The sequence below is a fragment of the Streptomyces sp. NPDC028635 genome (assembly GCF_040637635.1).
GTDB lineage: Bacteria > Actinomycetota > Actinomycetes > Streptomycetales > Streptomycetaceae > Streptomyces.
Genome location: NZ_JBEZWX010000001.1, coordinates 341,659 through 366,783, shown reverse-complemented (window position 1 = coordinate 366,783; position 25,125 = coordinate 341,659). Strand labels below are relative to the sequence as shown.

Sequence of the window (25,125 nt, the reverse complement as noted above, 5' to 3'; positions counted from 1 at the left end):
GGCTTGGTGTGCGGGCGTCCGTACGGTCCGCCGATCGGTCGGCGCGCTGCCGTTCAGGGCGCCGTGGCGGACTCCTGCGGGGCGTGGTCGCGCCGGGCGGCGGCGCCTTGGTTGCGGGCCGCGCCGGCGGCCAGGTGTCCCAGCGCCGTCAGAGCGCCCAGCCCCAGGCATCCCAGCCACAGGCCGCGGTCGGTGTGCTGAAGGACGTAGCCGCCCAGCGAGGGGCCGATGAGGCCGGCCACGTTGTACGACACGGTGAAGAACGCCTGATAGCGACCGCGCATGTGGTCGGGCGAGAGCGAGGCCGCGAGGGCGGGCCCGGTGGCGGCGTTGAGCATCTCGCCGGTGGTCCACACCAGCGTGGAGACGACGAAGAAGGCCGCGGAGTGCCCGACCGCGATGACGGCGAAGCCGCCTCCCATGAGCGCGGCGGCGAGGGCGAGGATCCGTTCGGGCCGCCGTTTCGCGACCAGGCGGGGCACGAAGAGCTGTCCGAGGACGATGACGACGCCGTTGAGGGTGATGAGCCAGCCGTACGCGGCGGGCGGCAGGCCGGCGTCCTGCACGGCGAGCGGGAGTGTCGACATGTGCTGCATGAACACCACGCTGAACAGCACCGCGAGACCCACCAGCGCCAGGAAGGGGCGGTCACGCAGGACGACACCCACCCCGCCGCCGCGCTCGGTACGGCCCGCACGCGCCGCGGAACCGGACGGCACGCCCGGGTCGCGCGCCGGTTCGGGCACCGCCAGGAGGACGACCACGGCCGCGACCAGCGTCGTCCCCGCGTCCAGCAGGAACAGCAGCCGGTAGTCGACGTCGATGACGAACCCGGCCAGTGCGCCGGCGACCGAGAAGCCGAGGTTCACGGCCCAGAACTGCAAGGAGAAGGCGCGTGGCCGGTGTTCCTCGGCCACCAGGTCGATCATCAGCGCGTTCACCGCCGGACGGATCATGTTGCTGGCCATGCCCACGCCGACGGCGAGCAGCAGGATGCTCACCCGGTCCCGTGCGAAGCCCAGCCCGGCCATGAGGACCACGGTGGCGAGGTTGCCGGTGAGCAGGGTACGTCTGCGGCCGAGGAAGTCGGCGACGAATCCACCGGCGAGGGTGCCGAACATGCCGCCGCCTCCGAAGGCGAGGCCGACGACCAGCCCGGCGAAGGAGGCGGAAAATCCCCGTTCCTTCGTCAGGTACATCGACATGAAGAGGATGACGAAAGAACCGAGCTGGCTGACCAGGGTGGCGCCCCACAGGAACCAGAAGGCGCGCGGCAGCCCTCGCGCGGCGCGTGCCGCCCGGTCGCGCAGCCCGGTCATGCGCCGTTCCCGGGGCCGGGATCAGCGCTGACGGCCTCGGCCAGGGACGCGGCGAGGCCGGCGCCGAACACGCTCGCGTCGGCGACCAGCCGTACCGCGGCGCCGCTGCCGTCGGCGCGTTCGGTGCCGTAGACGCGCAGGGCGCCGTGCAGCCGGTAGGCGCCCATGGGCGGTATCTCCAGGGCTCTGCCCGGCCGGCCGCCGATCCGCGGCGGCTCCTGCTCCGTCAGATAGTTGAACAGGGCGTAGGGGGGCAGGGGTTCGCTCGGCAGATAGCGCGCCCCGTACCAGCGGGGTTCGAGACGGCGGACGACCTCGGCGTGATGCAGGGGGTGGCCGCGCAGGGAGCGGAAGACGGCCTGGGTCACTTCGTGGACGGTGTCGTCTGCGGTGCCGCCGACGGTGAAGGAGGTCACCTGCCAGTTGGAGAGGAACCCGGCCATGTTCAGCTTCTCGGGGCTGGAGCGACGGGAACTCTGGAGCAGGAAGCGCAGTGGTGCGGTGCGGTCGGCCGGTTCCAGCACACGCAGCAGGGCTGTGGAGACAGCGGCGAGGACCCGGGCGGAACGGCCCAGCGCGGTGCGGGCGTAGGGGGCTCCGGGGTCGAAGGCGACCGTGGTGTGGGCGGTTTCGGGCGCCACGGTGACGCCGGCCGGGCGGGCGAGGTCCGGGTGCAGCGGAGGGTAGGTGGTGCCGCCGGTGGTGCGCCGCCAGTAGTCCAGGACCTTGCGCGCGGCGGCGGAGTCGGCCGCCTTCAGTTCCTCGTGGAAGAAGGCGTCCGCGGGTGCGGGGGGTGGCCCGGCGGGTTCCTCACCGCGCAGCAGGCTGAAGAAGTCCGCGACGACACGGTGGTAGCTGTGGCCGTCGATGACGAGGTGGTCGATGCTCAGGCCGATGAGGGTCTCGTCCGCTCCGGGGCTGACGACCAGGCGCGCGAGCGCTCCGCCGATCAGGGCGAGGGGCGCGCACAGCACGCCGAGGAAGTCCTGCGGCGAGGTGACGGCGAAGGTCTGGGCGGTGATGGCGGTGGCGCCGTCGCGGCGGCAGGTGAACGTGCCCGCCCCGGTGTCCTCGAAGACGCTGCGCAGGGTGTCGTAGCGGGCGACGACCGCGTGCCAGGCGGCCCTGGCCCGGCGCGTGTCGACGGCGCCGGCGAAGGACCAGGCGAAGGTGGGCTGGTCCTGGCTCGGCTGCCCGGACGCCCACAGGGTGAGCCGTTCGCGCTGCGCCAGGGACACCGGTGGCGTCACGGCGCCGCGCGCGGGAGGCGGGGCGGGGTCAGCAAGCATCGAAGGGGTCCTCACACAGGCGTCGCAGGGTGTCGAGAAAGCGCTCCGCGAGAGCGGTACCGAAAGCGGAGGTGGTGCGGGTGCGGTCGACCCGGACGGTCAGCTCCCAGTTCTTGTCCATCGGCTGCCGGCCCACCTCGACGACGACGGGGAAGCTGGTGCGGTCGCAGAACCACCAGTCGACGACATGGACGGCGTGCAGCTCCGCCAGCGTGTCGAAGGGCCGGAAGTCGGTGTAGTTGAAGAGCACGGAGAACGGCGCGCCGCCCGCGAGGGCCTGGATGTCCGCGAGCGGGAAACGGCGGAACGGGGCGGCCGCCCGTTCCTCGGCGAACACGGACCGGATCAGGTCGGCCCAGGTGCCTCGGGGCGGTGCGGCACGCAGCGGCACGCTGTTGAGGAAGAGTCCCAGGGCCTGTTCTCCTCCGGCCTGCTCCGGACGGCCGCCCGTCACGACCCCTGTGACGGGCCGTGGGTCGCCGGTGGCCGCGCGCAGTGCTTGCAGGTGGGCCGCGAGGTACACGGACTTGGGGGGCACGCCCAGGCGGTCGCCCACCCCGCGTACGGCGTCGACCAGGTCCGCGGGGATCCCCAGCCGCGCGTCGGGGTCGAGGGCGGGCGTGGTGTCGGCGCCGTCGGGCGGGGGCAGCCGGGTCGCACGGGCGTCGCGCACGAGGCGGGTCCAGTGTTCCCGGGCGGCCTCGGACCGGCTGTCGGCGCGTTCGAGGGCGACGTAGGCGTGGTACGGGAGGGTGGGTGCGGCCGGTGGTGCGGGGGCCGGGTCCAGTGCGCGTGCGTAGGCGGCGGTCAGCTCGGTGACGAGCAGGGCGAAGCTCCAGCCGTCGAGGATGCTGTGGTGGGCGGAGACCGACAGCTGGAAGGTGCCGTCGTGATGGTCGTGGACGTGGCAGCGCCACAGGAGTGCGCCCTCCAGCGTGAACGCGTGCTGCCACTGTCCCCGCCACCAGGCCCTGACCGCCTCGGCGGCGGTGGCCGCCGGGGGCAGTTCCTCGCCGTGGTGCAGCGGCACGGTGACGTGGTCGTGCACCAGTTGCAGGGGCTCCGAAAAGCTGCCGAGGTCGAAGGTGGTGCGCAGGATGTCGTGGCGTGAGGCCAGTGCTTCGAGGGCGCGGTGCAGGGCGTCGGGGACGAGCGGGCCTTGGAGGCGCACGCTCACCACGTCGTGGTAGAGGGTCGGGTCCCCGGAGAGCTGGGACTCGAAGATCATGCCGAGTTGGAGGGAGGTCAGCGGGCAGGCCGTGGTGACGCCCGGCGGCAGCCGGTCGGCGGTGGCCGGTGCCGTGCCGCCGGCGGGGGGAGCGGTGGTCTCGGTGGGGGCGGCGGTCGCGTGCGGGGCGAGGGTCGCGACGGTCGGATGCTGGAACAGGTGCTCGACCTTGAGGTCGAGTCCGGCCTCGCGGGCCAGGCCGACGACGTGCAGCGCGACGAGGGAGTCGCCGCCCAGGGCGAAGAAGTTCTGGTCGTTCTCGACCCGTTCGCGGCCGAGGGCCCGGCTCCATATGCGGGCCAGGAGCTGTTCCACGGATTCGTCCGGGCCGGGCCGCGGTTCGTCGGCGGGCGCGTGGGGCGGGGCGGGCAGGGCCTTGCGGTCCAGCTTGCCGTTCGGGGTCAGCGGGAAGGAGTCGAGGAGGACGAGGGCCGAGGGCACCATGTGCGCGGGCAGCCGCTCGGCAAGGGCCCGGCGCAGCTCGTCAGCGGTCGCCGTGGCCGTCGGTGCGAGCACCGCGTAGCCGGCGAGCACGGCCTCACCGAAGGCGTCGGTGCGCAGCGTCACGGCTGCTTCGCGAACGCCCCCGAGGGCGCCGAGCGCCGTCTCGACCTCGCCCAGTTCCACGCGGAATCCGCGCAGTTGCACCTGGTCGTCGGCGCGTCCCCGGAACTCCAGCTCGCCGTCCGCGGTGAGCACCGCCAGGTCGCCGCTGCGGTAGAGCCGTTCACCCGGGGCGCCGAACGGGTCGGGCACGAAACGCTCGGCGGTCAGCGCCGGCCGGCCGAGGTACCCCAGGGCGACACCGGTGCCGCCCACGTACATCTCGCCCGTCTCGCCGGGCGCCACGGGGTTGCCGGCGGGGTCGAGGAGGTGGACGCGGACCCCGGGCAGCGGGCGTCCGATGGGGCTGCGCGCGGTGCGGCAGTCGTCGGGGGTGAGGCTCTTCCACGTGACGTGCACGGTCGTCTCGGTGATGCCGTACATGTTGACCAGGCGCGGGCGATCGGTGCCGTACCGCTCGGTCCAGGGCCGCAGGGCGGCCGGGTCGAGGGCTTCGCCGCCGAAGACGGTCAGGCGCAGCGCGGTGTCCGGGAAGTCCGCCGCCTCGGCGGCGCGCAGCAGTTGCCGGAAGGCCGTCGGGGTCTGGCTGAGGACGGTGACGCGTTCGGCGCGCAGGAGCCGCAGGAAGGACTCCGGGGAGCGGCTGGTGGTGTAGGGCACGACGACGAGGCGCCCGCCGTGCAGCAGTGCGCCCCACAGTTCCCATACGGAGAAGTCGAAGGCGCAGGAGTGGAAGAGCGTCCACACGTCGTCCGAGTCGGCCGCGGCGATGCCGAGTTCGTCCCGGCAGCCGTCGAAGAGGCGGACGACGTTGGCGTGGGTGACGACGACGCCCTTGGGGGTGCCGGTGGATCCGGAGGTGTGGATGACGTACGCGGGGTGGTGTGCGTTCGCGCCGCCCCGGGGGTCGGTGTCGCTCTCCCCCGCCGTGTCGCGCGCGGACAGGTAGTCCGTGCCGGGGAAGGCACCGCGGTGCCGTTCCTGGCCCACGACGACGCCGCACCCGGTGTCGTCCAGGGTGAAGCGGAGGCGGTCCGCGGGATAGGACGGGTCCAGCGGCACGTACGCGGCACCGGACTTCAGGACCGCGAGGATCGCCACCACCAGGTCGGCGGAGCGGTCCGCGCACACCCCGACGAAGGTGCCCGGCCCCGCGCCGCGGCGCAGCAGCGCGTGCGCGAGCCGGTTCGCCGCGCGGTTGAGCTGCGTGTAGGTGAGGGTGCGCGGCCCGTCGGTGAGGGCGACGCGGTGGCCGGCGCGGGCGGCGCGGTGTTCGAAGATCCCGTGCAGGGTGCTGGTGGCGCTCCCCCGGGCGTCGGCGCCGGCGTGGGCGGCGGCGGTCATGCGGAGGTCTCCCGCCGGGTGGTGAGCGGGCGGATGTCGGTCCACACCGCGGCGACGTGATCGAGGCACTCCTGGTGCGATCCGCTGAAGCCGAGGGGCCGCCAGCCGGCCGGCCGGGTCCGGTCGGCCGGCCACAGCGAGTGCTGGCCCTCGTCGTTGACCACGACGTCGAAGCGGCGGGTGGGGTCCTGTGGTTCGTACATGGCACCTTCCTGTTGCGCAGAGGTCACCGGGACCGGGCGAAGGCCGACGTCGGTCACGGCTCGCGGCCGCCGAGGAACGGTGCGGCCTCCCGCGCGAAGTCCCGCAGCCGGGGGTGGTCCATGAGGGTCCGGATCGGGATATCGGCGCCCAGGACCACCTTCAGGCGCGCGATGGCACGGACGGCGAGCAGCGACTGGCCGCCGAGCGCGAAGAAGTCGCTGCCGGCGTCGACCGGCCGGTCCAGGATCTGCTGCCACACGGCCGCGACCTCGGCCTCGAGCCGGGTGGCGGGCGCCCCGCCGGGCGGGGCACCGGTGGGGGCGGGCCGCCCGGGATCGGGCAGGGCGCGCCGGTCGAGCTTGCCGTTCACGGTGGCGGGCAGCGTGTCGAGGACGACGATGTCGCCCGGGACCATGTAGGCGGGCAGGGTCTGCGCCAGTCGGTCCCGCAGGGTGGCGGGGTGGAGCCGTGCTCCGGGGGTGGGCACGGCGTACGCCGTCAGCCGGGCGGACTCGCCCGACCCGTGGACGTGGGCCACGGCGCTGCCGACTCCGTCGAGGACGCGCAACGCGGCCTCGATCTCGCCGAGTTCGATGCGGAAGCCGCGGACCTTGACCTGGCTGTCGGTGCGGCCGAGGAACTCCATCGTGCCGTCGGCCCACAGCCGTGCCCGGTCCCCCGTGTGGTACATGCGGGCACCCGGCGTGTCCGCGTACGGGTCGGGCAGGAACTTCCGCGCCGTCAGCGCCGGTTCGCCGTGGTAGCCGGAGGCCAGGCAGTCGCCGCCGATGTACAGGTCGCCGGGGACCCCGACCGGTGCCGGGCGCAGCTCGCCGTCGAGGACGTAGTAGCGGGCGTTGTCGATGGGGCGGCCGTAGGGGATGCTGGGCCACTCGGGGTCCACCTCGGTGATCCGGTGGAAATTGGACCAGATGGCCGCCTCGGTGGCGCCGCCCAGGGAGACGACTTCGGCGCCGGGGAAGGCGGCGCGTACGGCGTCCGGCAGGCTCACCGGGATCCAGTCGCCGCTGAGGAAGACCAGGCGCAGCGCCGCCGTGGGGGCCGGGTCCCGGAGCTCGAGCAGCGGTTCGAGCTGCTGGAGGGCGGCGGGTGCGGAGTCCCAGAAGGTGACGGCTTCGCCGTCGAGGACGGCCAGCAGGCGCCGTGGGTCGCGGATCTCCTCGTCCGACGCGACCCGGACGCTGCCGCCCGCGGCGAGCAGCCCGAACACGTCGTACACCGACAGGTCGAAACCGAAGGCGGTCAGGAACAGCACCCGGTCGCGGGGGCCGACGGCGAACGTGCCGTTGACCCAGCGGATCAGGTTGACCACGGGTGCGTGCCGCAGCAGGACGCCCTTGGGGGTGCCGGTGGAGCCCGAGGTGAAGATGACGTAGGCGAGGTCGTCCGGGCCGGCCCGGCGCGGCCGGGGGGCGTCGCCGGGGACCGCGGCGACGGCGGCGTCCACGATCGCCGGGCTGTGCGCTCCTGCCGGGTGGGGCCGGGCGGTGGGTGCCTGCTCCGGACGGGGCGGGGCGGTGCCGGGGGCGGCGGTTGTCTGTGCCGGGGTGGTGTCCTCGGGTGGGTCGGTCCAGAGGATGTGCCGCAAGTGGGGCAGGTCGGCGGAGAGTTCCCGGAGGGAGGCCACGCGGCTTCCCGCGCACACCACCGCCGGGCAGCGCAGCGACCGCAGCAGGTGCCGTACGCGCGCGGCGGGCAGGGAGCACTCGACGGGGGCGTACGCGGCACCGGACTTGAGCACACCGAGCAACGCGACCACGCTGCGGACGGTGCGCTCCAGGTGTACGGCCACGAAGTCACCGGGGCCGATGCCCCGGGCGGCGAGCCCGGCGGCCAGCAGATCGGCCTCCCGGTCCAGTTCGGCGTAGGTGAGCCGGTCCTCGCCCTGGACGACGGCGACGGCGTCGGGGGTGCGTGCGGCCTGCCGCTCGACCAGCTCGTGGATGCAGGCGGGATCCTGCGCGGCGGTGCGCGTGTCGTTCCACTCGTGCAGGAGCCGGCGTACCTCGTCCGGGGAGAGCACGTCCAGTTCGCCGAGGTGCGTCGCGCCGTCGGCGGCGGCGACGGCGGCGAGGGCCTGCCGCAGGTGGCGCAGCATCCGCGCGGCGTCGGCGCGTTCGACGCGGGCGGTGTCGTGGTCGAGGTGCAGGGCCGGCCGCTCACCCAGGGTCGCGGTGACCTCCATGGCGAGGGCGGCGTCGGCGGGCGCCGCGGGCCCACCGCAGATCCTGATGACCTTGTCGTAGAGCGGCACGTCCGGCTCGAGGTCGCTCAGTACGGCGATCTCGCCGGCCGTGAGCACCATGTGGCGCGGCTCGGGGAGGGCCTCTTGGAGGGCGGCGAGGAGTTCGCGCACGTTCTGGCCGGGACCGGTCTCGACGCGCACGGGCAGCGGGGCGGTGGCGGGCCGCGCAGCGGACTGGGCCGGCCCGGGCCAGGTGGCCGGCGCGGGGACGGCCGCCCCGTACACGAGGTCGCTCCCGCCGCCGTAGCGGACGAGCAACAGGGTCCACGCGGCGAGGACGAGCAGGCCGGGGTCGACGCCGAGGCGGTGCGCGCGGGCCCGCAGCGCCTTCTCCTCCGCCGGGGTCAGGGCCTGCTCGTGCACGGCGCGCGGGCCCGGCGCGGAGGCGGGGCGTTCGATGCCGAGCACGGTCGGTTCGCGGAAGCCGGTGAGCCGGTGGCGCCAGTACTTCTCCGCTTCCCGTACGTTCCGTTCCACTTTCTCCCCGCTCTTCCTCGACACACCCGCCCCTGTTTTCCGCACAGCGGAATCGAAGTTTCAAACGCCTGAGACAATAGGCCGGATTTCGTGAACCCGTCAAGCAAGGTCCTGTAATTTCTCTTCCGTTGCCCGAACCGGCGGCAGACCACTACCCGCCGTTTCTTCCTTCCTTATTCGGAGATGATTCACCGTGTCCGACCCCTGGCTCACCGCGATACCGCGGACGCGTTCCGGCGTCCGCCTCTTCCTGTTCCCGCACGCCGGCGGCGCGGCCTCCGCCTACGCGCGCTGGCTGGACCTCGGCGGTGGCGCGCTGGACGTCCGGGCGGTGCAGTACCCGGGCCGGGAGAGCCGCTTGCGGGAACGTCCGCCGTCCGGCCTGGTGCAGCTCGCGGAACAGCTCGCGCACGCCGTCGCCGCGGACGGCGGTGCCGGCGCGCCCTGCGCGTTCTTCGGCCACAGCATGGGGGCCCTGGTCGCCTTCGAGACCGCCAGGCACCTGCGTGAGCTGGGAGAACGCGGCCCCGACCATCTCTTCGTGGCCGCCTGCGCGGCTCCGCAGCTCCCTCGCGAACCGCACTTGAGCACCCTGCCGGACGAGCGGCTGCGCGCCTGGCTGGAACACCAGAACCCCGCGGTGGCCGAGGTGCTCGCCCATCCCGAGCTGGCCGCCCTCGTCCTGCCCGCGGTGCGCGCCGACCTGACCGCCGTCGAGCACTACCGCATGCGACCCGGCCCCGTCCTGGGCTGCCCGGTCACCGTGCTCACCGGGGATCAGGACACGGTGCGGGGCACGGACGTCACCGGCTGGAAAGAGCACACGACCGGTGAATTCAGGCATCACGAATTCCCCGGCGGCCATTTCTTCGTGCAGCCGTCGGCTTCGACTCTCATCACTCTGATCCGGGACCTGGTCACCCCGCCCGGGGGGAATTGACCCGGGAAATACCGGGCGCCGGAAAACCAGCTCCGCACCGAAAGGGGGGCGGTTCTGGTTTTCCGGTCCGGTCCCGACGTTGTGCGGCTAACGTCCCTCCGGTCCGGACATTCCCAGGGCCGCCGCGACGGCCGGGCGGTCGATCTTGCCGTTCGCGTTGAGCGGCAGGGCGGGCAGCGCGGTCAGCGTCTCGGGCACCATGTACGCCGGCAGCCGGTCCTGGAGGGCCGCGCGCAGCCCGGCCGGGTCCACGGCCGCCTCGCCCGTCGGGCTGAAGGCGGCCGCCAGCCGCACACCGGAGTCCGAGACGGGTGCGAGGACGACGGCGTCGGCCACTCCCGGATGGCTTCGCAACGCCGCTTCCACCTCGCCCAGCTCCACCCGGTAGCCGTGCACCTGCACCTGCTGGTCCAGTCGTCCCAGATGGACGAGGACGCCGTCGTCCCCCAGCTCCACCCGGTCGCCGGTGCGGTACCAGTGCGCGTCGGTGAGCGGCGTCGCCGGATCGTACGGCGACCCGTCGGGCGCCAGGAACCGTCCCGTGTTGTGGGCTGGGTCCAGGTAGCCGTCGAAACGCTGCGGGCCCCGCACGCACAACTCGCCCTCGTGCAGCAGGATCTCGGCTCCCGGGTGGGGTCGGCCGATGGGGACGGTGCCGTTGGCGGGCTCCGGCCAGCCGGACGGGTCGGCGGACAGACGGTGGGTGACACAGGTGACGGTCAGCTCGGTCGGGCCGTACCCGTTGTCCACCGTGCCGCCGGGAGCCGCCCGCTGCCAAGCCAGCGCCTGACGCAGCGTCAGCGGCTCGCCGCAGAACATGCTGCGCCGCAGTGTGGGCATGCTGCCGGGTTTCAGAGCACGCAGCCGGCCGGCCAGCGTGATCACGGACGGGACCGAGTTCCAGTGGGTGAGGGCGCGCTCGGTGACGAACCGGACGGGAGCGAGCACCTCGTCGCGGGTCGGCACCACCAGCGTCGCCCCCGAACCCCAGGCCGCGAACATGTCGAACACCGACGGGTCGAAGGTGAGGTCGAAGGTCTGCGAGAGCCGGTCGCCCGGCCGCACCCCGTACCGGGCCACCGCGTGCCTCAGGTACGCGCACGCGTTGCGGTGCCGGATCGGCACGCCCTTGGGCACCCCGGTGGACCCGGACGTGAACAGGATGTACGCCAGGTCGCCGGGACGCGGCCGCACCGGTTCCCGCCCGGCGCCCGGCTCCCCGGCGGCGGCCCGCGGCGCCCAAGCGCCCGGATCCCACTGCCGGACCGGCAGAGCGACCTGGCCGGCGACCTCTCCCCCGCCGTCGGTGAGCACCAGGTCGACGCCGGCCGCGGCCGCGACGGCCGCGTTGCGTGCCGCGGGGAAGGAGACGCCCAAGGGCACGACCGCCGCGCCGAGCCGCTGGACGGCGAGATACCCGGCGTACGCCTCCGCGGTGCGCCCGGCGAGCAGCCCGACCCGGCGAGGCCGGTCACCGCCCGTGTGGCGCACGAGTCCGTCGGCGATCCGCCCGGCGTATCCGGCGAGTTCGGCATACGTGAGCCGGCGGCCGGACACCTCCAGGGCCGTGTGGTCCGGGTACGCGGCGGCGGAACGCGCGAACCAGTCGTACAGCGTGTCGTGGCACTCCTCGGTCGTCATCGGTCGATCGCCTCGTTCGGTGTGCGGGTGCGGGTACGCGGGGGGCAGGTGCCGTGGGGAGCGGTGAACGCGCAGCTGAGCGGTGTGCCGAACCGGTCGCGGAGGCTGTGCCAGGCCAGCCCGCGCCAGGTGCCGGAACGGGCCCCGAGCGGTACGTCGATCGTCCAGGGACGGACCGCCAGGCCCCGTCCGGTGGCCTTGGCGCAGGCCTCCTGCGCCGTCCACACCCAGGCGAGTTCGCGTGCGGCGGCGGGTGCGGGCAGGGTGTCGAGTTGCGCCGTCCGCTCCCGCAGCAGGCGCCGCGCCAGCGTGGGCGAGGCCCACTGCGGCGGGTGCTGGACGTCCACGCCGACCGCCCGGCCCACCGCGACGGCGGCGGCCACGGTACCGGCGTCGTGCGCGATGCTGACGCCGAGACCGGGATGGCCCTCCAGCCGCGGCGCGCCGTGCGGGCCGGCGACGGTGGGAGCGTCGGCGGCCTCGGGACGGACCTCCAGCAGAAGGCGGCGGAGCAGACCGCGTCCGGTGAGGAACTCGCGGGCCCGCCGGGCGGGCATCGAGCGGGCCGTGTGCCGGTCGCCGGGATGGGTGCTGACGGGGAGGTCCCCGCCGTCACCGGCGGCCAGCCACACCCCGGGGGCCACCGGCACCGTCACGAACCCGCTCACGGCGCGCCGTTCCCCGCCCGGCCACCGACCGCGTCCCGCAGGTCGGCCGGGGTGTCCGGGTGAAGTTCCAGGTCGTGGAGCCAGGCGGCGTCCGGGTCGTACCGGGCCCGGAACGGCCGCCCCACCAGGGACGGGTCCCGGGCTTGCAGCATGCGCAGCTGGAACCAGCGTTCCGGGCCCGTCTCGTCGATCCCGTCGACGACGACCTTTCCAGGGGTGGCGGACATCACCGGCCCGCGGACGGTACGGGCGAGCCCCGGCAGCGTGCGATACGCGTCCTGGAAGATCTCGGTGGCCCTCGCGAGGGGCACCTTGAAGTAGTCCTGCGGGCCGGTGTCGCGCTCCACGAACATGTAGTACGGCACGGCCCCCGCGGCCAGTTCGGCCCGCCACAGCCGCGCCCACACCTCGGCGTCGTCGTTGACATGGGAGATGAGAGGGGCCTGGCAGTAGATGACGGCGCCCGTGTCGCGGATGCGGCGCAGCGCCTGCCGGGCGAGGCCGGTGGACAGCTCGCGCGGATGGCTGAAGTGCGCCATCACGGCGAGCTGCCGGCCGGACGCCACCACCTCCTCGAACAGACGCAGGACGTCGTCGGCGTCCGGGTCCGTGACGAAGCGCTGCGGCCAGTACGCCACCGACTTGGTGCCGATCCGCACGGTACGGACGGACTCGACGCCGAGCAGGGGTTCCACGTGGCGGCGCAGCCGTTCGGTGGACATCACCATGGGGTCGCCGCCGGTGATGAGCACGTCGTGCACGTCGGGGTGGTCGGCCAGGTGGGCGAGCAGGCCGGACGGGTCGGGGGCGGCGAACCGCAGGTCGGCGTCGCCGACGAACTGCGCCCAGCGGAAGCAGTAGGTGCAGTAGGCGTGACAGGTCTGTCCCTGGCTGGGGAAGTACAGCACCGTCTCGCGGTACTTGTGCTGGAGGCCGGGCAGGGCGGCGCCGTTGTGCGTGGGCACGTTGAGCTGCTGCTGACCGGAGGGATGCGGGTTGAGCCGGCGCCGTATGGCCGAGACGGCTTCACGCAGCAGCAGCCGGTCGGCCGGGTCGGCGGACAGCTTCTCCAGCTCGCGCTCGTCCTCCTCCGTGAGCATCCCCGGCTGCGGGAAGGTCAGCTGGAACAGCGGATCCTCGGCGCCCCGGTCCCAGTCGATGAGCTGGTCCAGGACGTAGCCGTTGACGCGGAAGGGCAGCACGAGGGAGATGCGTCGCACCGTCTCGCGGGTCTCGGGCGCCAGGCCGTACCGGTCGGCGATCTCGTCGATGTGGCGCGGCCCGAAGGCGCGGAAACGCTCACCGGGCGGGCCGGCCGGACCCCGCGTGGCCCCCGGTGCGGTGACGGTGGACTTCATCGTGCGGTGTTCCCTTCGTGCTTCTTGCGGAACAGCGCGTCGCCCAGGACGAGGAAGTCCAGGTCCAGAGCGCGGAACGTGGCCAGGGCGTCTCCCTTGGTGTTGACGATCGGTTCGCCTCTGCCGTTGAACGAGGTGTTCAGCAGGACCGGTGGCACGCCGCGCCGCTCCAGGGTGTCCAGGACCGCGCCGACAGCGGGGGCCTCGTCGGCGTACAGCACCTGCGGCCGGGTGGTGCCGTCGACGTGCACCACTCCCGGCGCGACCCGCCGGCCGAGGTCGGTGGCCCGGGCGGCGCCGAGCATGTACCGGCTGAGGTGTTCCTGACGCTCCCACAGCCGGGCCCCGTACTCCGGGCGGGTCACCCCGGCGAACGGGCGCCACTGCTCCCGGTCCTTCAGGGTGTTGACGCGGGTGTTGACCTCGGCGGTGTCGGGGACGGCGATGATCGAGCGGCGGCACAGTGCGCGCGGACCCACCTCGGCGCGGCCCTGCGCGACGGCCCCGACGCGGCCCGCCAGCAGCAGGTCGGTGACCCGGTCGATGTCGAGGTCCTCCCGGATCAGGTCGGAGGTGTCCAGGGGGGCCGGGGTGCGGGAGTGGGACGGGCCGTCGACGTCGGTGCCGAGGTAGGGGTCGAGGGGTTCGCGGGTGCGGTCCTTGGGCGGGCACACCGTCCAGGCGGCACCCAGGGCGACTCCGGCGTCGTGCGGGACGGGCGGCACGTACACGGGGCCCGGGAGGGTGCCGTTGGTGCTGCAGTTCAGGGCGACCCCGCCGGCCAGGCAGAGGGCGTCGGTACCGGAGATCTTCCGGGTGACCGCGGCCAGGGCGGTGACCGTCTCCTCCACGACGCGCTGGGCGGTGTAGGCGACGCGGACCGCGTTCGGGTCGTCGGCCAGGCTGCCCTCGGGCGCGGCCGGGGCCTCGGCGCCCACGAGCGTGGAGTAGCGCTCGCGCCAGGCGGCGAGGGTCCGGTCGTACTGCTCCTTGACCTCGTCGGCGGTGGCGCGGCCGGGACGCTCGGCGAGAGGGGGGACGGCGAGGCGGAAGTCGTCGGCGTCCACGTCGACCAGGGATTCCACCGGGAGGCCGCGGGCCCGCCCGTAGGCGGCGAGTCCCATGGTCTTGCCCGCGTTGAGGAAGGAGAAGCCGAGCCAGGTGGAGGCCGCGTCGTAGGCGTAGCCGAGCGAGGAGGTGCGCGGCCAGCTGCGTTCCCGTCGCGGCTCGGCGCCGTCCTCGAAGGTCCAGATGGTGGTGGACTCGTTCTCGCCGTGCCCGTCGACGACGAGGACGCCGGCCTTGGGGAAGGGGGAGGCGTAGAAGGCGGAGGCGGCGTGTGCGGCGTGGTGCGGTACGCGCACCACCTCGGGCAGCCGGTCGCCGAAGTCGAGGCCCACGGCGAAGTCCAGGAACTCGGCGTCGTCGGCGAAGCGCCGCGGGTAGAGCTGCTCGGTGTTCCAGCCGATGGCGACGACGTCGAGGTCGGCGGCGGTGATGCCCGCCTGGTCGAGGCAGTGGCGGGCCGCGTGGAGAGGCTTGCGGTACAGGGAGTGACGTACCCGGTTGCAGCGCTCCTCCTCCGAGAAGGCGATCACCCGGCCGGTTCCGTCGATGAGACAGGCGGCCGTGTCGTGCCAGCCGGTGGGGGGCGCGTTCACACCGAGAATCCACATGGGTCGCTCCGTAGGTCGTGGGGGTGGAAGGAATCGGCGGCCGGGGCCGGTGTCACGGCGTGGCGGCCGGCGCGGTGGTGAGACGCAGCAGGTCGAGTTCACTGCGCGCGGAGTCGGCGACGATGGACCGGACCACTTCGGTGGCTCCGCCGCTGATGGCGAAGATGGCGGCCTGGGCGCGCAGTTCCTGGATGCCGCCGCTGGCGAATCCGTGGGCTCCCTGGAGCTGGCCGCAGGTCTCGAGGACATGGTTGACGGTGGTGCCGGCCGCCGCCTTGAGCGAGGCCGCCGCGGCGGCGTCGTGGCCGTGCACGACGCGGTCGCGGAGCCCGTCGCACAGCGCCCGCAGTTGCTGGACCCGCACCAGGCTCTCCGCGAAGAGCTGCCGGACACTGTCGAGGTCCCACAGGGTGCCCGTGCCGTGGGGTCTGCCGGTGAGCCGGCGCAGGGTGCTGTCGAGGGCGGTGCGGCACAGTTCGACGCTCCACAGGGCGCCGGCGAGGCGTTCGGGGCCGATGTGCCGGACGAACGCGGGCAGTCCGAGTCCGACGCGCCCGACGATGTGGGACAGCGGGAGACGTACGTCCACAAGGTCGATGTCGCCGGTGCCGGAGCCGTCGAAGAGGGCGGTGTCGGCGGGCCGTACCGTCACCCCGGGGCTGTCGGCGGGGACCAGGAACCAGGTGAAGTGGGTGAAGTGGGGGCCGGGCCGGTGCCGGGCGAGAACCAGCAGCTGATCGGCCGGGACGGCGTTGTTGATCCAGCGTTTGGCGCCGTCGAGCACGGCGTGGTCCGTACCGATCCGGGCTTCGGTGCGCAGGGAGGCCAGGTCCGATCCCGCGGTGGTGTCGGTCGCCGCCAGAGCGGTCACCGCCCGGCCGGCGAGGGCTTCGCGGAGCGCGTCGGCGCAGGGGCCGGGCGCGGTGCGGGCACCGGTGGCGAGCAGGGGCAGGGTGGTGGCGGCCTGGACGCAGAGGGACATGGTGCTGCCGAAGGCGAACCGCTCCCCGGTCACGGCGAGGACGCGGGCCAGCCGTTCGGGTAAGACGCCCCGGTCCGCCTGTCCGTCCGGATACATCCAGGCGATCAGTCCCGCGGTGCCCAGGGCGGCCCACAGGTCGCGCCCGGTCGCCTGGGGCGGCAGGTGGGCGACGGCGGCCCGCACCTCCTCGTCCCCGCCTGCCATGCGGTCGCGTTCGGGGGCGGTGTCGCACCGCGGTGGCCGGTCAGACAAAGCACACCTCCCGGTCGAGCAGGGCGAGCCGGCCGTCCGCCAGGTGCAGCCGGTCGTTGTGGTAGTTCAAGGTCGCCGAGCGCAGGTCGCGCAGGGTCTGCTCCAGCCGGGTCGGGGAGTCCTTGAGGTAGCCGTGCTGCAGGCCGACCGCGTCGATCAGATCGTCCACGGCGGCGCGGCACTGCTCGGAGGCGCTCAGTTTGAGGCCGTTGAGCAGGAGTTGGGCGGACGGCGCGGTCAGGTCGGGGGTGCTCTCCACCATCCGCAGGGTGTGCCGCAGCTGGGCATGGACCGCGTCGAGGCGCTGGCGGGTCCGGGAGAGCCGGGTGAGGAGCAGTTCGGAGCCGACGTCGAAGCGTTTGCGCCCCTGCGGGCTGCGGATGAGGTGCAGGACGCGGGAGAGGGCGCCGGCGGCGGCGCCGAGCCAGGCCGCCGACCAGCCCAAGTGCGCGTAGGGGACGAGGACCCGGTCGGCGATGGTACGGAAGGGCACGTCGGGGGCGAGTACCTGGTACGCCGGTACGGTGCCGGTGAGCTTCAGCGGCGCGCTGCGCGTGGCCCGCATCCCCATGGGCTGCCAGTTCCCGGTCCGTTCGGCCAGCAACTGCTCGCGTGCCGCGTACACCAGGGCGACGTCCCGGTCGTGCGTGGCCTGCGCGTTCTTCATGGTGATGAGGAACCCGTCGGCCTGCTCGCCCCCGGTGACGACCGGCGCGAAACGGTCGACGACGAGGTCGGCGCCCTCTTCGCGCAGGGCGGCGTGCGCGCTGTAGACATGGCCTCCCTTGCCGCTCTCGGTGCTGACGGACGCCAGGTAGTGGCGACCCTCGCCGAGCACCGGCAGCAGCCGGGAGCGCAGCGGCTCGGCGGCGAACTCGACCACGGCGGCGACCTGTTGGCAGTGCATGGTGAAGATCAGTCCGAGCGACATGTCGCACCGGCCGAGGGCAAGGCCCGCGTCGACGACGTCGCGCAGACCGCCGCCCATGCCTCCGTGGGCGCGCGGCACGACCAGGCCGAGGAGCCCCTCGGCCCGCATCGCGTCGAGGGCGTCGCCGGGGAAGGTGGCGTCGCGGTCGGCGGCGGCCAGGTGCTGCTCGGCCACCCCGGTCACACGGGCCAACGCCTCGGTGAGAGCGGGGTGTCGACCCTCGGCGGTACTGGCGGCGGGTGCGGTCACAGGGCCACCGACCCGTCGGGGAGCTGTACGGTGACCGCTTTCCAGAGGTTGCCGGGGGTGGCGAAGGTGGTCTCGTTGAGATCGGTGTCCGGCAGGGTGATGTCGTAGGCCTCCTCGATGCCGAACAGCAACTCGATGGACCGCATGGAGTCCATGCCGAGGTCGCGCAGGCTGGTGTCGGCGGTGATCTCGGTGGAGCTCTCGACTCTGAGCTGCCGGCGCAGGAGGTCGATGAAGGCGCTGTCCACAGCGGGCTCCTCTCTCAGGGAAGGTCGTCGGGCGGGTGGGGCTCGCCGCGGCTGGGACGAGCGACGGGCGTGCGGTCCGCGCCCCGGGACGCGTGGCGGAGGGCGTGACGCGCTCGAGGTACTCGGACTCCCCTTTCAAGGGGCGGGGGTCCGAACTCCCCTCGCGGCGAGGCGTGTTGATGCCGTACTGGTGCTCGGGCACGGTTTCTGGGGCCCCGTCCCGCACCCCCGGGAACGGGCGAGGCAACCCGCACGCGGCCCGGGGTCGGGGTGAGCGTTCGGGCGTCGCCGGGCCGGAATCGGCGGCGGGAAGTCGGACTGCGGGGAAGTCGGACTGCCGGGCGACAAGACCCGGGGCCCTCGGCCCGGCGTCCGGGCCCGGCGTCCGGGCCCGGCGTCCCGGCGTTCGGGGCCGGTGTCGTGGACCGGTTCCGGAGCAGTCGCCGGACGGCACCCGTGAGGCGTCCGCCGGCGGCCTGCCTGCGTCACCTCAGGGCTCGGCCGGTTCCCGAGCGCCCCGGACGACGCGGCACAGCCCTTCGACGCTCCGCAGGTTCTCCGGAACCAGGTCGTCGGAGTCGAATTCGACGCCGAGCTCGGCTTCGAGGCGCTCGATGATGTCGACCATGCGGAACGAGGTGAATCCCTCCACGGTACGCAGATCGGTGCCGGCGCCCAGCGAGCCCGGGTCGCCTCCGAGTACGGCGGCGACCACTTCGGCGACCTGGACGCGCACCCTGTCGGAGGCGGCGTCGCCGGGCAGGCCCGCGGCGGTGGGCGGCGCCGCGGGTTTTCCGGTGTCCGGGAAGACGTTCCGGTCCGCTTCGAGGAGTTCGGCCAGCCGGTCCACCAGGCCCGGTGGTTCGGGGCGCCCGCGGGCCACCCGGCGGTAGGCCACGTAGGTGTGCGTGACCAGCTGGTTCCATCGCTCCAGGTGACGTGCCGTCTCCTCGTCGGGTGCTCCGTCGGCCACGAACAGCGCGTGCAGGGTGCGCGAGCGGGCGAGCAGCCAGGCGTCGCCGGTCAGCCGGTGCAGCACTGCTTCCCGGTCGGCGCCCTGGTGGAGCGCGGCGAGGTAGTCGTCCATGGGGACGTGCTCCACCCGGATGCGGGGTCCGTCACCGGCACCGGACGGCCCGGGCGCGATACGGAACAGCTCCACCTCGCCGAGGACGGCCAGTTGGTCCGCGGTGAGAGTCCAGGCGCCGGGTCTGGCGGCGCCCCAGGGGGTGTCGTTGTCGTAGGCGTCCACGACCGTCCAGCCGTCGTCGGCCGCGTCGGGCGCGATGAGCAGGAAGCTGTGGTCCATGTGCCGTCGGCGGTGGTAGGGCAGCCAGGGCATCTCGTAGGCGTCCGCGACGGCGTAGCAGGGCGCCCCGGGCTGGACGGCACCGGGCAAGTCGCCCCCGGTGACCGTCTTCTGGCCGGTGACACGCAGGTCCAGGCATCTTTCCGCTTCGACGAGCTGTTCCGCGAGCGGGGGGTCGACGGTGGGCAGCCCGTCCGCACCCGGGTACCACCGGCTGCTGAGCCGCGAGCCGAGTCGCAGGTGGGTGCCCCGACCGTGGAAGTGGTCGGCCAGCACGGCCAGATTGGACTGCACACAGTCCAGGAGGTCCGCCCGGACCGCGGACAGCGCCGCGAGCCGGCGCTTCGCGTCCGGGAGCCGGTGTTCTTCGCTGTCGTGCTGCACACATCCCCCATCGGGTCGGTCGCGAGTCGACCGGTCGATATCGGTACGGCGGGCCGCGGGACGGCCGTGTCACCCCGTGCGCTCCTGCACAGGCGGCGGCAAGCCCGCCCTGTGGCCCGCTCAGCACTGCCGCCGGGAAGTGGTCTCAGCCACTGGGTCCACTTCCGTGATGCGGAATATTTCATCCGCATTGCAACATCACGCTGCCACGCATCAACAGTCAGGACAATGCACAGTGACTCAGATCACTACCCCCAACTGGCCATCCGCTCGAGCTGGTTGACGCCACGGAAGTACCCCACTTACAGTCGAGTAACTTTCCGCACTTCGAACAGTCATTTCCGCATTATGGAATGCGCGAGGAGCGCTATGCACGACCTCGGGGCACTGGACCCGATCAACGCGTCCACGGACCGGTTCATCGCCACGGTCGCTTCCCTCACCGATGCCCAGGTCGACGGAGACACCCTGGTCCCCCCGTGGACCCGTGGCCACGTCATCACCCATGTCGCCCGCGCCGCGGAGAGCCTCTGCCGACTGCTCACCTGGGCCCGCACCGGCGTGGAGACGCCCCAGTACGCGAGCATGGAAGCCCGTGCCGCCGAGATCGAGGCCGGGGCCCGGCGGCCCGTCACCGACCTGGTCGCCGACCTCCGCGACACCGCCGCCCGCTTCGAGGAGGCGGTGCGCGCCCTGCCCCCCGCGGCCTGGCACGGCGAGGTGCGGATGCGCACCGGGGAACTGCGCACGCCCTCGACCCTGGTCCCCACCCGGCTGCGCGAACTGGAGATCCACCACGCCGACCTGGACGCCGGCTACGGCTTCGCGGACATACCGGCCGACGCCGCCCAGTGGATCCTCGACGACATCGTCGAGGCACTCGCCCGGCGGCCGCAGACCCCGGCGCTGCGTCTGGAGGCGACCGACACCGGTCTCGTCCACACCCTCGGGACCGGTGGACCCACGGTCAGCGGACGGCAGGCCGACCTGCTCGCCTGGCTCAGCGGCCGCTCCCCGGGTACGCGGCTCGTCGCCTCCGGCACCGACACGGTTCCGCCTGCTCCCTTCTGGATCTGAACGGCTCTGGATCTGAACGGAATCTGAACGGCTCTGGATCTGAAACGGCGCCCCCGTCCCCGTCCGGGCCCCGCACCACACCGCTTCACGAAAGGACCGATGACCGGCATGGTGACCGTCCGTGAGGACGCGCGGCTCCTCCCCCACGCCCGACCACGCGAGGACGGGACGAGATCCGAGGCCCGCCTGTTGCACGAGTTCCTGCTGGCGGGCGCCTGGCTGGTGCCCGACCGGACCGCCGTGTACGAGCTGGGCGACGACGGTGTGCCGCAGGCGCTCAGCTATCGCGAACTGGAGCGCCGCGTCCACGCCTGTGCGGACCTGCTGGCCCCGCTCGGCCTCGACGTGGGAGACCGGGTCGTGCTCGAGGCCGACACCTCCGCGCACGCTGTCGCCCTGCTGCTGGCCTGCTCCCGGCTCGGCCTGACGTTCGTGCCCGTCAGCCCGGAGACACCGGCACGGCGGGTGGCGGCCATCGTGGAACTCGCCGAACCCGCGCTGTTCCTGACCACCGCCGGGACCTGCCGGATCCAGCCCCCGGCGGGCATGGGCACCGGCCGTTTCGGGCCCGGCGGGATCGAGCTGTGGACCCGGCCGCGCGAGCGCGTCCGGCACCGGCGCGCGGTCGTCGAGACCGACCCCGCCTACATCATCTTCACCTCCGGTACGACGGGACGGCCCAAGGGCGTCGTCATGACGCAGCGCGGCATCGTGTCGTACTTCCGCATGCTCATCGCGGACAGCGACATCGGCCCGGACGAACGCGTCGCCACCACCGCCCCCCTGCAGTTCGACCTGTCCCTGTTCGACATCGGGATGGCCCTCGGCAGTCTCGCCTGCTGCGTGCCGGTCCCACGTGCCCTGCTGCGCTGGCCGCGCCGCTTCCTGCGGTTCCTGAAGGAGATGGCCGTCACCCAGGTCAACGGGGTCCCGTCGATCTGGCGGCAGGTGCTGCGGCACGAGCCGGACATGTTCGCGGACCTCACCGACCTGCGCGCGATCCTCTTCTCCGGCGAGGAGTTCCCGCTGCCGGAACTGCGCCGGCTGCGTGAACTGCGGCCCGGCATCCGGGTGCTGAACAGCTTCGGGCACACCGAGTGCATGTCGTGCTCGCTGACCGAGGTGGCCGACCCGCTTCCGGCCGAGACCGTACGGCTGTCCATCGGCACCCCTCATCCCGGCTCCGAGGGGATGCTCCTCGACGCCGACGGGCGGCCGATCGAGGAGGCCGGCGTGACCGGCGAACTCTATCTCCGCTCACCGGCCATGTTCGCGGGCTATTGGGGGGACCCGGAGGCAACGGCGGCCGCCCAGGTGCCCGACCCCCTCAACCCGCGTTCGGGTCAGCCCGTCTTCCGCACCGGTGATCTCGCCTACCGGGGTGCCGGGGGCGAGCTGTACTACTGCGGGCGCAAGGACTCGCAGGTGCAGCTCCGGGGCAACCGGGTGGAACTCGGCGAGGTCGAGACCCGTATCGAGGAACACCCCGACGTGGCCGCCGCGACGGCGCTCGTCCTGCCCGACGCCACCGGGGAACAGGTGCTGTTCGCCTTCGTCACCGGCGGCTCCGGCAGGGCGGAGATCGATGCCCGGGCCATCCGCGCGTTCTGCGCCGAGACCCTGCCCGACTACATGATCCCCGAGGAGGTACGGATCCTGCCGGAGATGCCGCTGACCCCCAACGGCAAGGTGGACCGCGCCGCCCTGCGGGAACGGGCCTGAGCACATGGCCTGAGCACATCGCTTGAGCACATGGCCCCGAGCACATGGCCCGAGCACATGGCCGGGTCTCGTCGGCCACGACGATGCGACGACAGGACCCCCGACAGGTCCGGCCGCACCCTCCGCGTTCCCGGATCCCTGGCCTCACCACCGCACACCCCGCAAGGAGCAAGCCACGTGTCACCGAGCCCGGACGACCTCGTACGCCGTATCGCCGACGAGGAGGTGCGCTTCCTCGACATCAGGTTCTGCGATCTCCTCGGCCGGGTGCAGCACTTCAGCCTGCCCGCCGCCGCCGTGACACCGTCCCTGCTCGCCGAGGGCGTGGCGTTCGACGGGTGCTCGATCCGCGGCTTCACGTCCATCGACAAGTCGGACATGCTGCTCCGCGCCGATCTGGACTCCGCCTGGATCGACCCCTTCCGGGAGCGCAGGACGCTCGTCGTCAACGCCTTCGTGCACGACCCGGCGACCGGCGAGCCCTTCAGCCGCGACCCCCGCCACGTCGCGCGCAAGGCGGAGGCCCACCTCGCGGCGTCCGGCGTCGCCGACCGCGCGTACTTCGGCCCTGAGCCGGAGTTCTACATCTTCGACTCGATCCGCTTCGGCGAGGACGCCCACACCGCCTTCCACCACATCGACTCGGCCGAGGGCTGGTGGAACACGGGCCGTGAGGAGGAGGGCGGCAACCTCGGCTACCGCATCCCCTACAAGGAGGGGTACTCGCCGGTCAGTCCCCACGACCGCTTCGCCGACCTGCGCGACACCATGGTCTCCCTTCTGGAGGACTGCGGGATCGCCGTGGAGAAGTCGCACCACGAGGTCTCCTCCGGCGGCCAGACCGAGATCAACTACGTCTACGGCACCCTGCTGCGCTCGGCGGACGAACTGCAGTTGCTCAAGTACGTGGTGAAGAACGCGGCCTGGCAGCACGGCAAGACCGTCACCTTCATGCCGAAGCCGCTCCAGGGCGACAACGGCAACGCCCTGCATGTGCATCAGTCGCTCTGGAAGAACGGCGAACCGCTCTTCCACGACCCCCTCGGTTACGGCGGCCTGTCCGACACCGCCCGGTACTACATCGGCGGCGTCATGCGGCACGCGGCAAGCCTGTGCGCGTTCACCAACCCGTCGCTCAACTCGTACCACCGGCTGCTCCCCGGCTTCGAGGCCCCGGTCAACCTCGTCTACTCGCAGGGCAACCGGTCGGCCTGTGTGCGGATCCCGGTGACCGGGGACGACGCCCGCGCCAAGCGGGTGGAAATCCGCTTCCCGGACGCGACCGGCAACCCGCACCTCGCCTTCTCCGCGCTGCTGATGGCGGGACTCGACGGTATCCGCAACAAGATCGAGCCCCCCGCGCCCGTCGACGCCGACCTCTACACGGACGAGGGGGCCGAACGCCTGCCGGAGAACCTCGCCGAGGCCGTGCGCGCCCTCGAGGAGGACCACGGCTACCTCCTCGAAGGGGACGTCTTCACCACCGACCTCATCGAGACGCACATCCGGCTCAAGCGCGAGCGGGACATCGACGCGATCCGTCACCGCCCGCACCCTTACGAGTTCGCGCTCTACTACGACGCCTGATCCCGCCCGAAGCAGCGCTCGAGTTCGTTCAGGTCGTAGAACTTGCTGCCCTTGGACACCGGAGTGCAGCCCTGCTTGAAGGCGGTCTCCTTCTCGTTGTAGAGCATCCGCACGAGGTAGGTGCCGCCCTTGCGGAAGACGTCCCACTGGATGTTCGCGCCCAACGGGGACACGGACGCGCCGCGCCAGGGGTTGTCCGCGTACGTGTACGGCTGCTCGGCGGTGACGGGCTTCGTGCTCCCGGGCAGGCCCATCAGCGCGGCCAGCGGGATGATCTCCTCCGCGTGCGTGAAGCGCAGCTCGGCACCGAGGTCACTGGTCCCGTCCCGTTTGGCCTCGACCTTCTTGAAGAGGTCGTCGAGCAGGACACCGGCCATCTTGTAGGTGATGTCGCTGTCCGTGAAACCCGGGCCCTTCTGGTAGAAGTCCTCGGCGTCGCTCAGGTAACCGAACCAGGCGGCGTCGCTGGGCGGGACGTACCGCTCCATGCCCCATCCCTTGCCGTCGGGGCTCTCGTTCCTCATCGCCGGAGCGATGCCGTACAGGTTGTAGACCGCCTCCGCGGCGTCGACGTCGCTGCCGATGGAGGAGAACTCGCCCTGGACGACGCGCTGCACGAAGGCGGGCTTGAACAGCTTGCCGAGGACACCGCGGGCGGCCCGGTGGGTCGCGGGCTGGTCGGTGATGCTCTTGAGGGTTCGTGCGAGCCGCTCGTCGGTGGCGATGTAGTCGCGGTACGCGGCACCGCCGGCCGCCTTGTGGAAGTAGAGCACGTCCTTGTCGGTGCGGGTCGCGCCGATGAGCGGCGCGAGGCGCGGGTCGGTGGCGGCGAGAGCGGCGGTGAAGGCCTTGCCGCTGTCGACGGCCCGTGTCTGTCCGGAACTGACGACGTCTATCTTCTCGTTCTTCTCGGCGATCCGGGTGAACAGCTCCGGAAGCCGCTGCTCCATGCGTGCGGCCGTGCCCGCCATCTCCTGCTTGCCGCGCCCGCTGAGGTTGCCGTACCCCACCGTGGCCATGGCGTCGAGCAGCAGTCGCACACGGGGCCCGAACTCCCGTCCCGCTCGGGTGAGTTGGCCCTCGCTCTCGGCCTTGTCCCACAGGGCGAGGATCAGGTCACCGTCCTCGCTGTCGCTCGCGGCGCGCGAGCCGTGCCGGGAGACGTTCTCGGTGAAGACAGGGGTGAAACCGGCGGGCGCGGGCTCATAGCTCCGCGGGTTCTGCCGGGGGGCGTACGGGGCCTTGGTCCCGTAGCTGTCGGCGTGCGCGGTCCTCTCCGTGGTGGCGTGGGCGGGCAGGGCCGTGGCGAGCAGTGCGCAAAGCCCCAGGGCGAGGGCGGGAGTGACAGTACGTCTCATGGGCGCATCGTCAGCGCCGGCCGTGAACGGGAGATGACCTCGAGGTGGCGGG

General features: G+C 72.8%; 18 protein-coding genes. 4 read left to right on the top strand and 14 right to left on the bottom strand.

What is annotated here, in order from left to right; all coding sequences use genetic code 11:
* Positions 1 to 53: 53 nt before the first annotated feature.
* Genes AB0E88_RS01210 through AB0E88_RS01190 form a run of 5 tightly spaced genes read right to left on the bottom strand, consistent with a single transcriptional unit; the run spans position 54 to position 8,691 of the window.
* The gene (locus AB0E88_RS01210) at positions 54 to 1,319 is read right to left on the bottom strand and encodes an MFS transporter (RefSeq protein ID WP_361621753.1); all 1,266 of its coding nucleotides are present in this window, start codon (positions 1,317 to 1,319) and stop codon (positions 54 to 56) included.
* Positions 1,316 to 2,608: a condensation domain-containing protein gene (locus AB0E88_RS01205; RefSeq protein WP_361621750.1), complete on the bottom strand. Its 1,293-nt coding sequence runs from the start codon at positions 2,606 to 2,608 to the stop codon at positions 1,316 to 1,318. The genes AB0E88_RS01210 and AB0E88_RS01205 overlap by 4 nt, the downstream gene beginning before the upstream one ends.
* A complete protein-coding gene (locus AB0E88_RS01200) occupies positions 2,598 to 5,744 on the bottom strand; it encodes an amino acid adenylation domain-containing protein (protein ID WP_361621747.1) in 3,147 nt (1,048 codons plus the stop codon). Before AB0E88_RS01200 ends, AB0E88_RS01205 begins: the two co-directional genes overlap by 11 nt.
* On the bottom strand, positions 5,741 to 5,947 hold the full coding sequence (locus tag AB0E88_RS01195) for an MbtH family protein (RefSeq protein WP_361621744.1): 207 nt from the start codon (positions 5,945 to 5,947) through the stop codon (positions 5,741 to 5,743). Before AB0E88_RS01195 ends, AB0E88_RS01200 begins: the two co-directional genes overlap by 4 nt.
* A gap of 53 nt (positions 5,948 to 6,000) precedes the next feature.
* Positions 6,001 to 8,691: an amino acid adenylation domain-containing protein gene (locus AB0E88_RS01190; RefSeq protein ID WP_361621741.1), complete on the bottom strand. Its 2,691-nt coding sequence runs from the start codon at positions 8,689 to 8,691 to the stop codon at positions 6,001 to 6,003.
* A gap of 193 nt (positions 8,692 to 8,884) precedes the next feature.
* Between AB0E88_RS01190 and AB0E88_RS01185 the strand changes: the two genes are divergently transcribed.
* The gene (locus AB0E88_RS01185) at positions 8,885 to 9,631 is read left to right on the top strand and encodes an alpha/beta fold hydrolase (RefSeq protein WP_361621738.1); all 747 of its coding nucleotides are present in this window, start codon (positions 8,885 to 8,887) and stop codon (positions 9,629 to 9,631) included.
* An 87-nt stretch (positions 9,632 to 9,718) separates the two neighbouring features.
* Here the strand turns inward: AB0E88_RS01185 and AB0E88_RS01180 are convergent, their stop codons facing one another.
* The 8 genes from AB0E88_RS01180 to AB0E88_RS01145 all read right to left on the bottom strand — a co-directional run bounded on the left by AB0E88_RS01180 (position 9,719) and on the right by AB0E88_RS01145 (position 19,329).
* On the bottom strand, positions 9,719 to 11,272 hold the full coding sequence (locus tag AB0E88_RS01180) for an amino acid adenylation domain-containing protein (RefSeq protein ID WP_361621735.1): 1,554 nt from the start codon (positions 11,270 to 11,272) through the stop codon (positions 9,719 to 9,721).
* On the bottom strand, positions 11,269 to 11,940 hold the full coding sequence (locus AB0E88_RS01175; protein WP_361621732.1) for a 4'-phosphopantetheinyl transferase superfamily protein: 672 nt from the start codon (positions 11,938 to 11,940) through the stop codon (positions 11,269 to 11,271). The genes AB0E88_RS01180 and AB0E88_RS01175 overlap by 4 nt, the downstream gene beginning before the upstream one ends.
* Positions 11,937 to 13,298, bottom strand: coding sequence for a lysine 2,3-aminomutase (locus AB0E88_RS01170; protein ID WP_361621729.1), 1,362 nt, complete (start codon positions 13,296 to 13,298; stop codon positions 11,937 to 11,939). Before AB0E88_RS01170 ends, AB0E88_RS01175 begins: the two co-directional genes overlap by 4 nt.
* The gene (locus AB0E88_RS01165) at positions 13,295 to 14,974 is read right to left on the bottom strand and encodes a carbamoyltransferase C-terminal domain-containing protein (RefSeq protein ID WP_361621726.1); all 1,680 of its coding nucleotides are present in this window, start codon (positions 14,972 to 14,974) and stop codon (positions 13,295 to 13,297) included. Before AB0E88_RS01165 ends, AB0E88_RS01170 begins: the two co-directional genes overlap by 4 nt.
* Positions 14,975 to 15,026: 52 nt before the next feature.
* Positions 15,027 to 16,160 (bottom strand): acyl-CoA dehydrogenase, encoded by a 1,134-nt coding sequence (locus AB0E88_RS01160; RefSeq protein ID WP_361621723.1) that lies wholly within the window; start codon positions 16,158 to 16,160, stop codon positions 15,027 to 15,029.
* A 40-nt stretch (positions 16,161 to 16,200) separates the two neighbouring features.
* A complete protein-coding gene (locus AB0E88_RS01155) occupies positions 16,201 to 17,322 on the bottom strand; it encodes an acyl-CoA dehydrogenase family protein (protein WP_361621720.1) in 1,122 nt (373 codons plus the stop codon).
* Positions 17,323 to 17,384: 62 nt separating this feature from the next.
* Positions 17,385 to 17,636: a phosphopantetheine-binding protein gene (locus AB0E88_RS01150; RefSeq protein WP_361621717.1), complete on the bottom strand. Its 252-nt coding sequence runs from the start codon at positions 17,634 to 17,636 to the stop codon at positions 17,385 to 17,387.
* Positions 17,637 to 18,126: 490 nt separating this feature from the next.
* Positions 18,127 to 19,329 (bottom strand): acyl carrier protein, encoded by a 1,203-nt coding sequence (locus AB0E88_RS01145; RefSeq protein WP_361621714.1) that lies wholly within the window; start codon positions 19,327 to 19,329, stop codon positions 18,127 to 18,129.
* A gap of 369 nt (positions 19,330 to 19,698) precedes the next feature.
* Here AB0E88_RS01145 and AB0E88_RS01140 point away from each other — a divergent pair, with 369 nt between their 5' ends.
* From AB0E88_RS01140 to glnA, 3 genes are all read left to right on the top strand, one after another.
* Positions 19,699 to 20,406, top strand: coding sequence for a maleylpyruvate isomerase family mycothiol-dependent enzyme (locus AB0E88_RS01140; protein ID WP_361621711.1), 708 nt, complete (start codon positions 19,699 to 19,701; stop codon positions 20,404 to 20,406).
* A 99-nt stretch (positions 20,407 to 20,505) separates the two neighbouring features.
* The gene (locus tag AB0E88_RS01135; protein WP_361621708.1) at positions 20,506 to 22,128 is read left to right on the top strand and encodes an AMP-binding protein; all 1,623 of its coding nucleotides are present in this window, start codon (positions 20,506 to 20,508) and stop codon (positions 22,126 to 22,128) included.
* Between the two features lie 177 nt (positions 22,129 to 22,305).
* Positions 22,306 to 23,715 carry a type I glutamate--ammonia ligase gene (gene glnA, locus AB0E88_RS01130; RefSeq protein WP_361621705.1) on the top strand — a complete coding sequence of 470 codons (1,410 nt, stop codon included), beginning with the start codon at positions 22,306 to 22,308 and terminating at the stop codon, positions 23,713 to 23,715.
* Here the strand turns inward: glnA and AB0E88_RS01125 are convergent.
* A complete protein-coding gene (locus AB0E88_RS01125; RefSeq protein ID WP_361621702.1) occupies positions 23,703 to 25,073 on the bottom strand; it encodes a histidine-type phosphatase in 1,371 nt (456 codons plus the stop codon). The genes glnA and AB0E88_RS01125 overlap by 13 nt on opposite strands.
* Between the last annotated feature and the right edge of the window lie 52 nt (positions 25,074 to 25,125).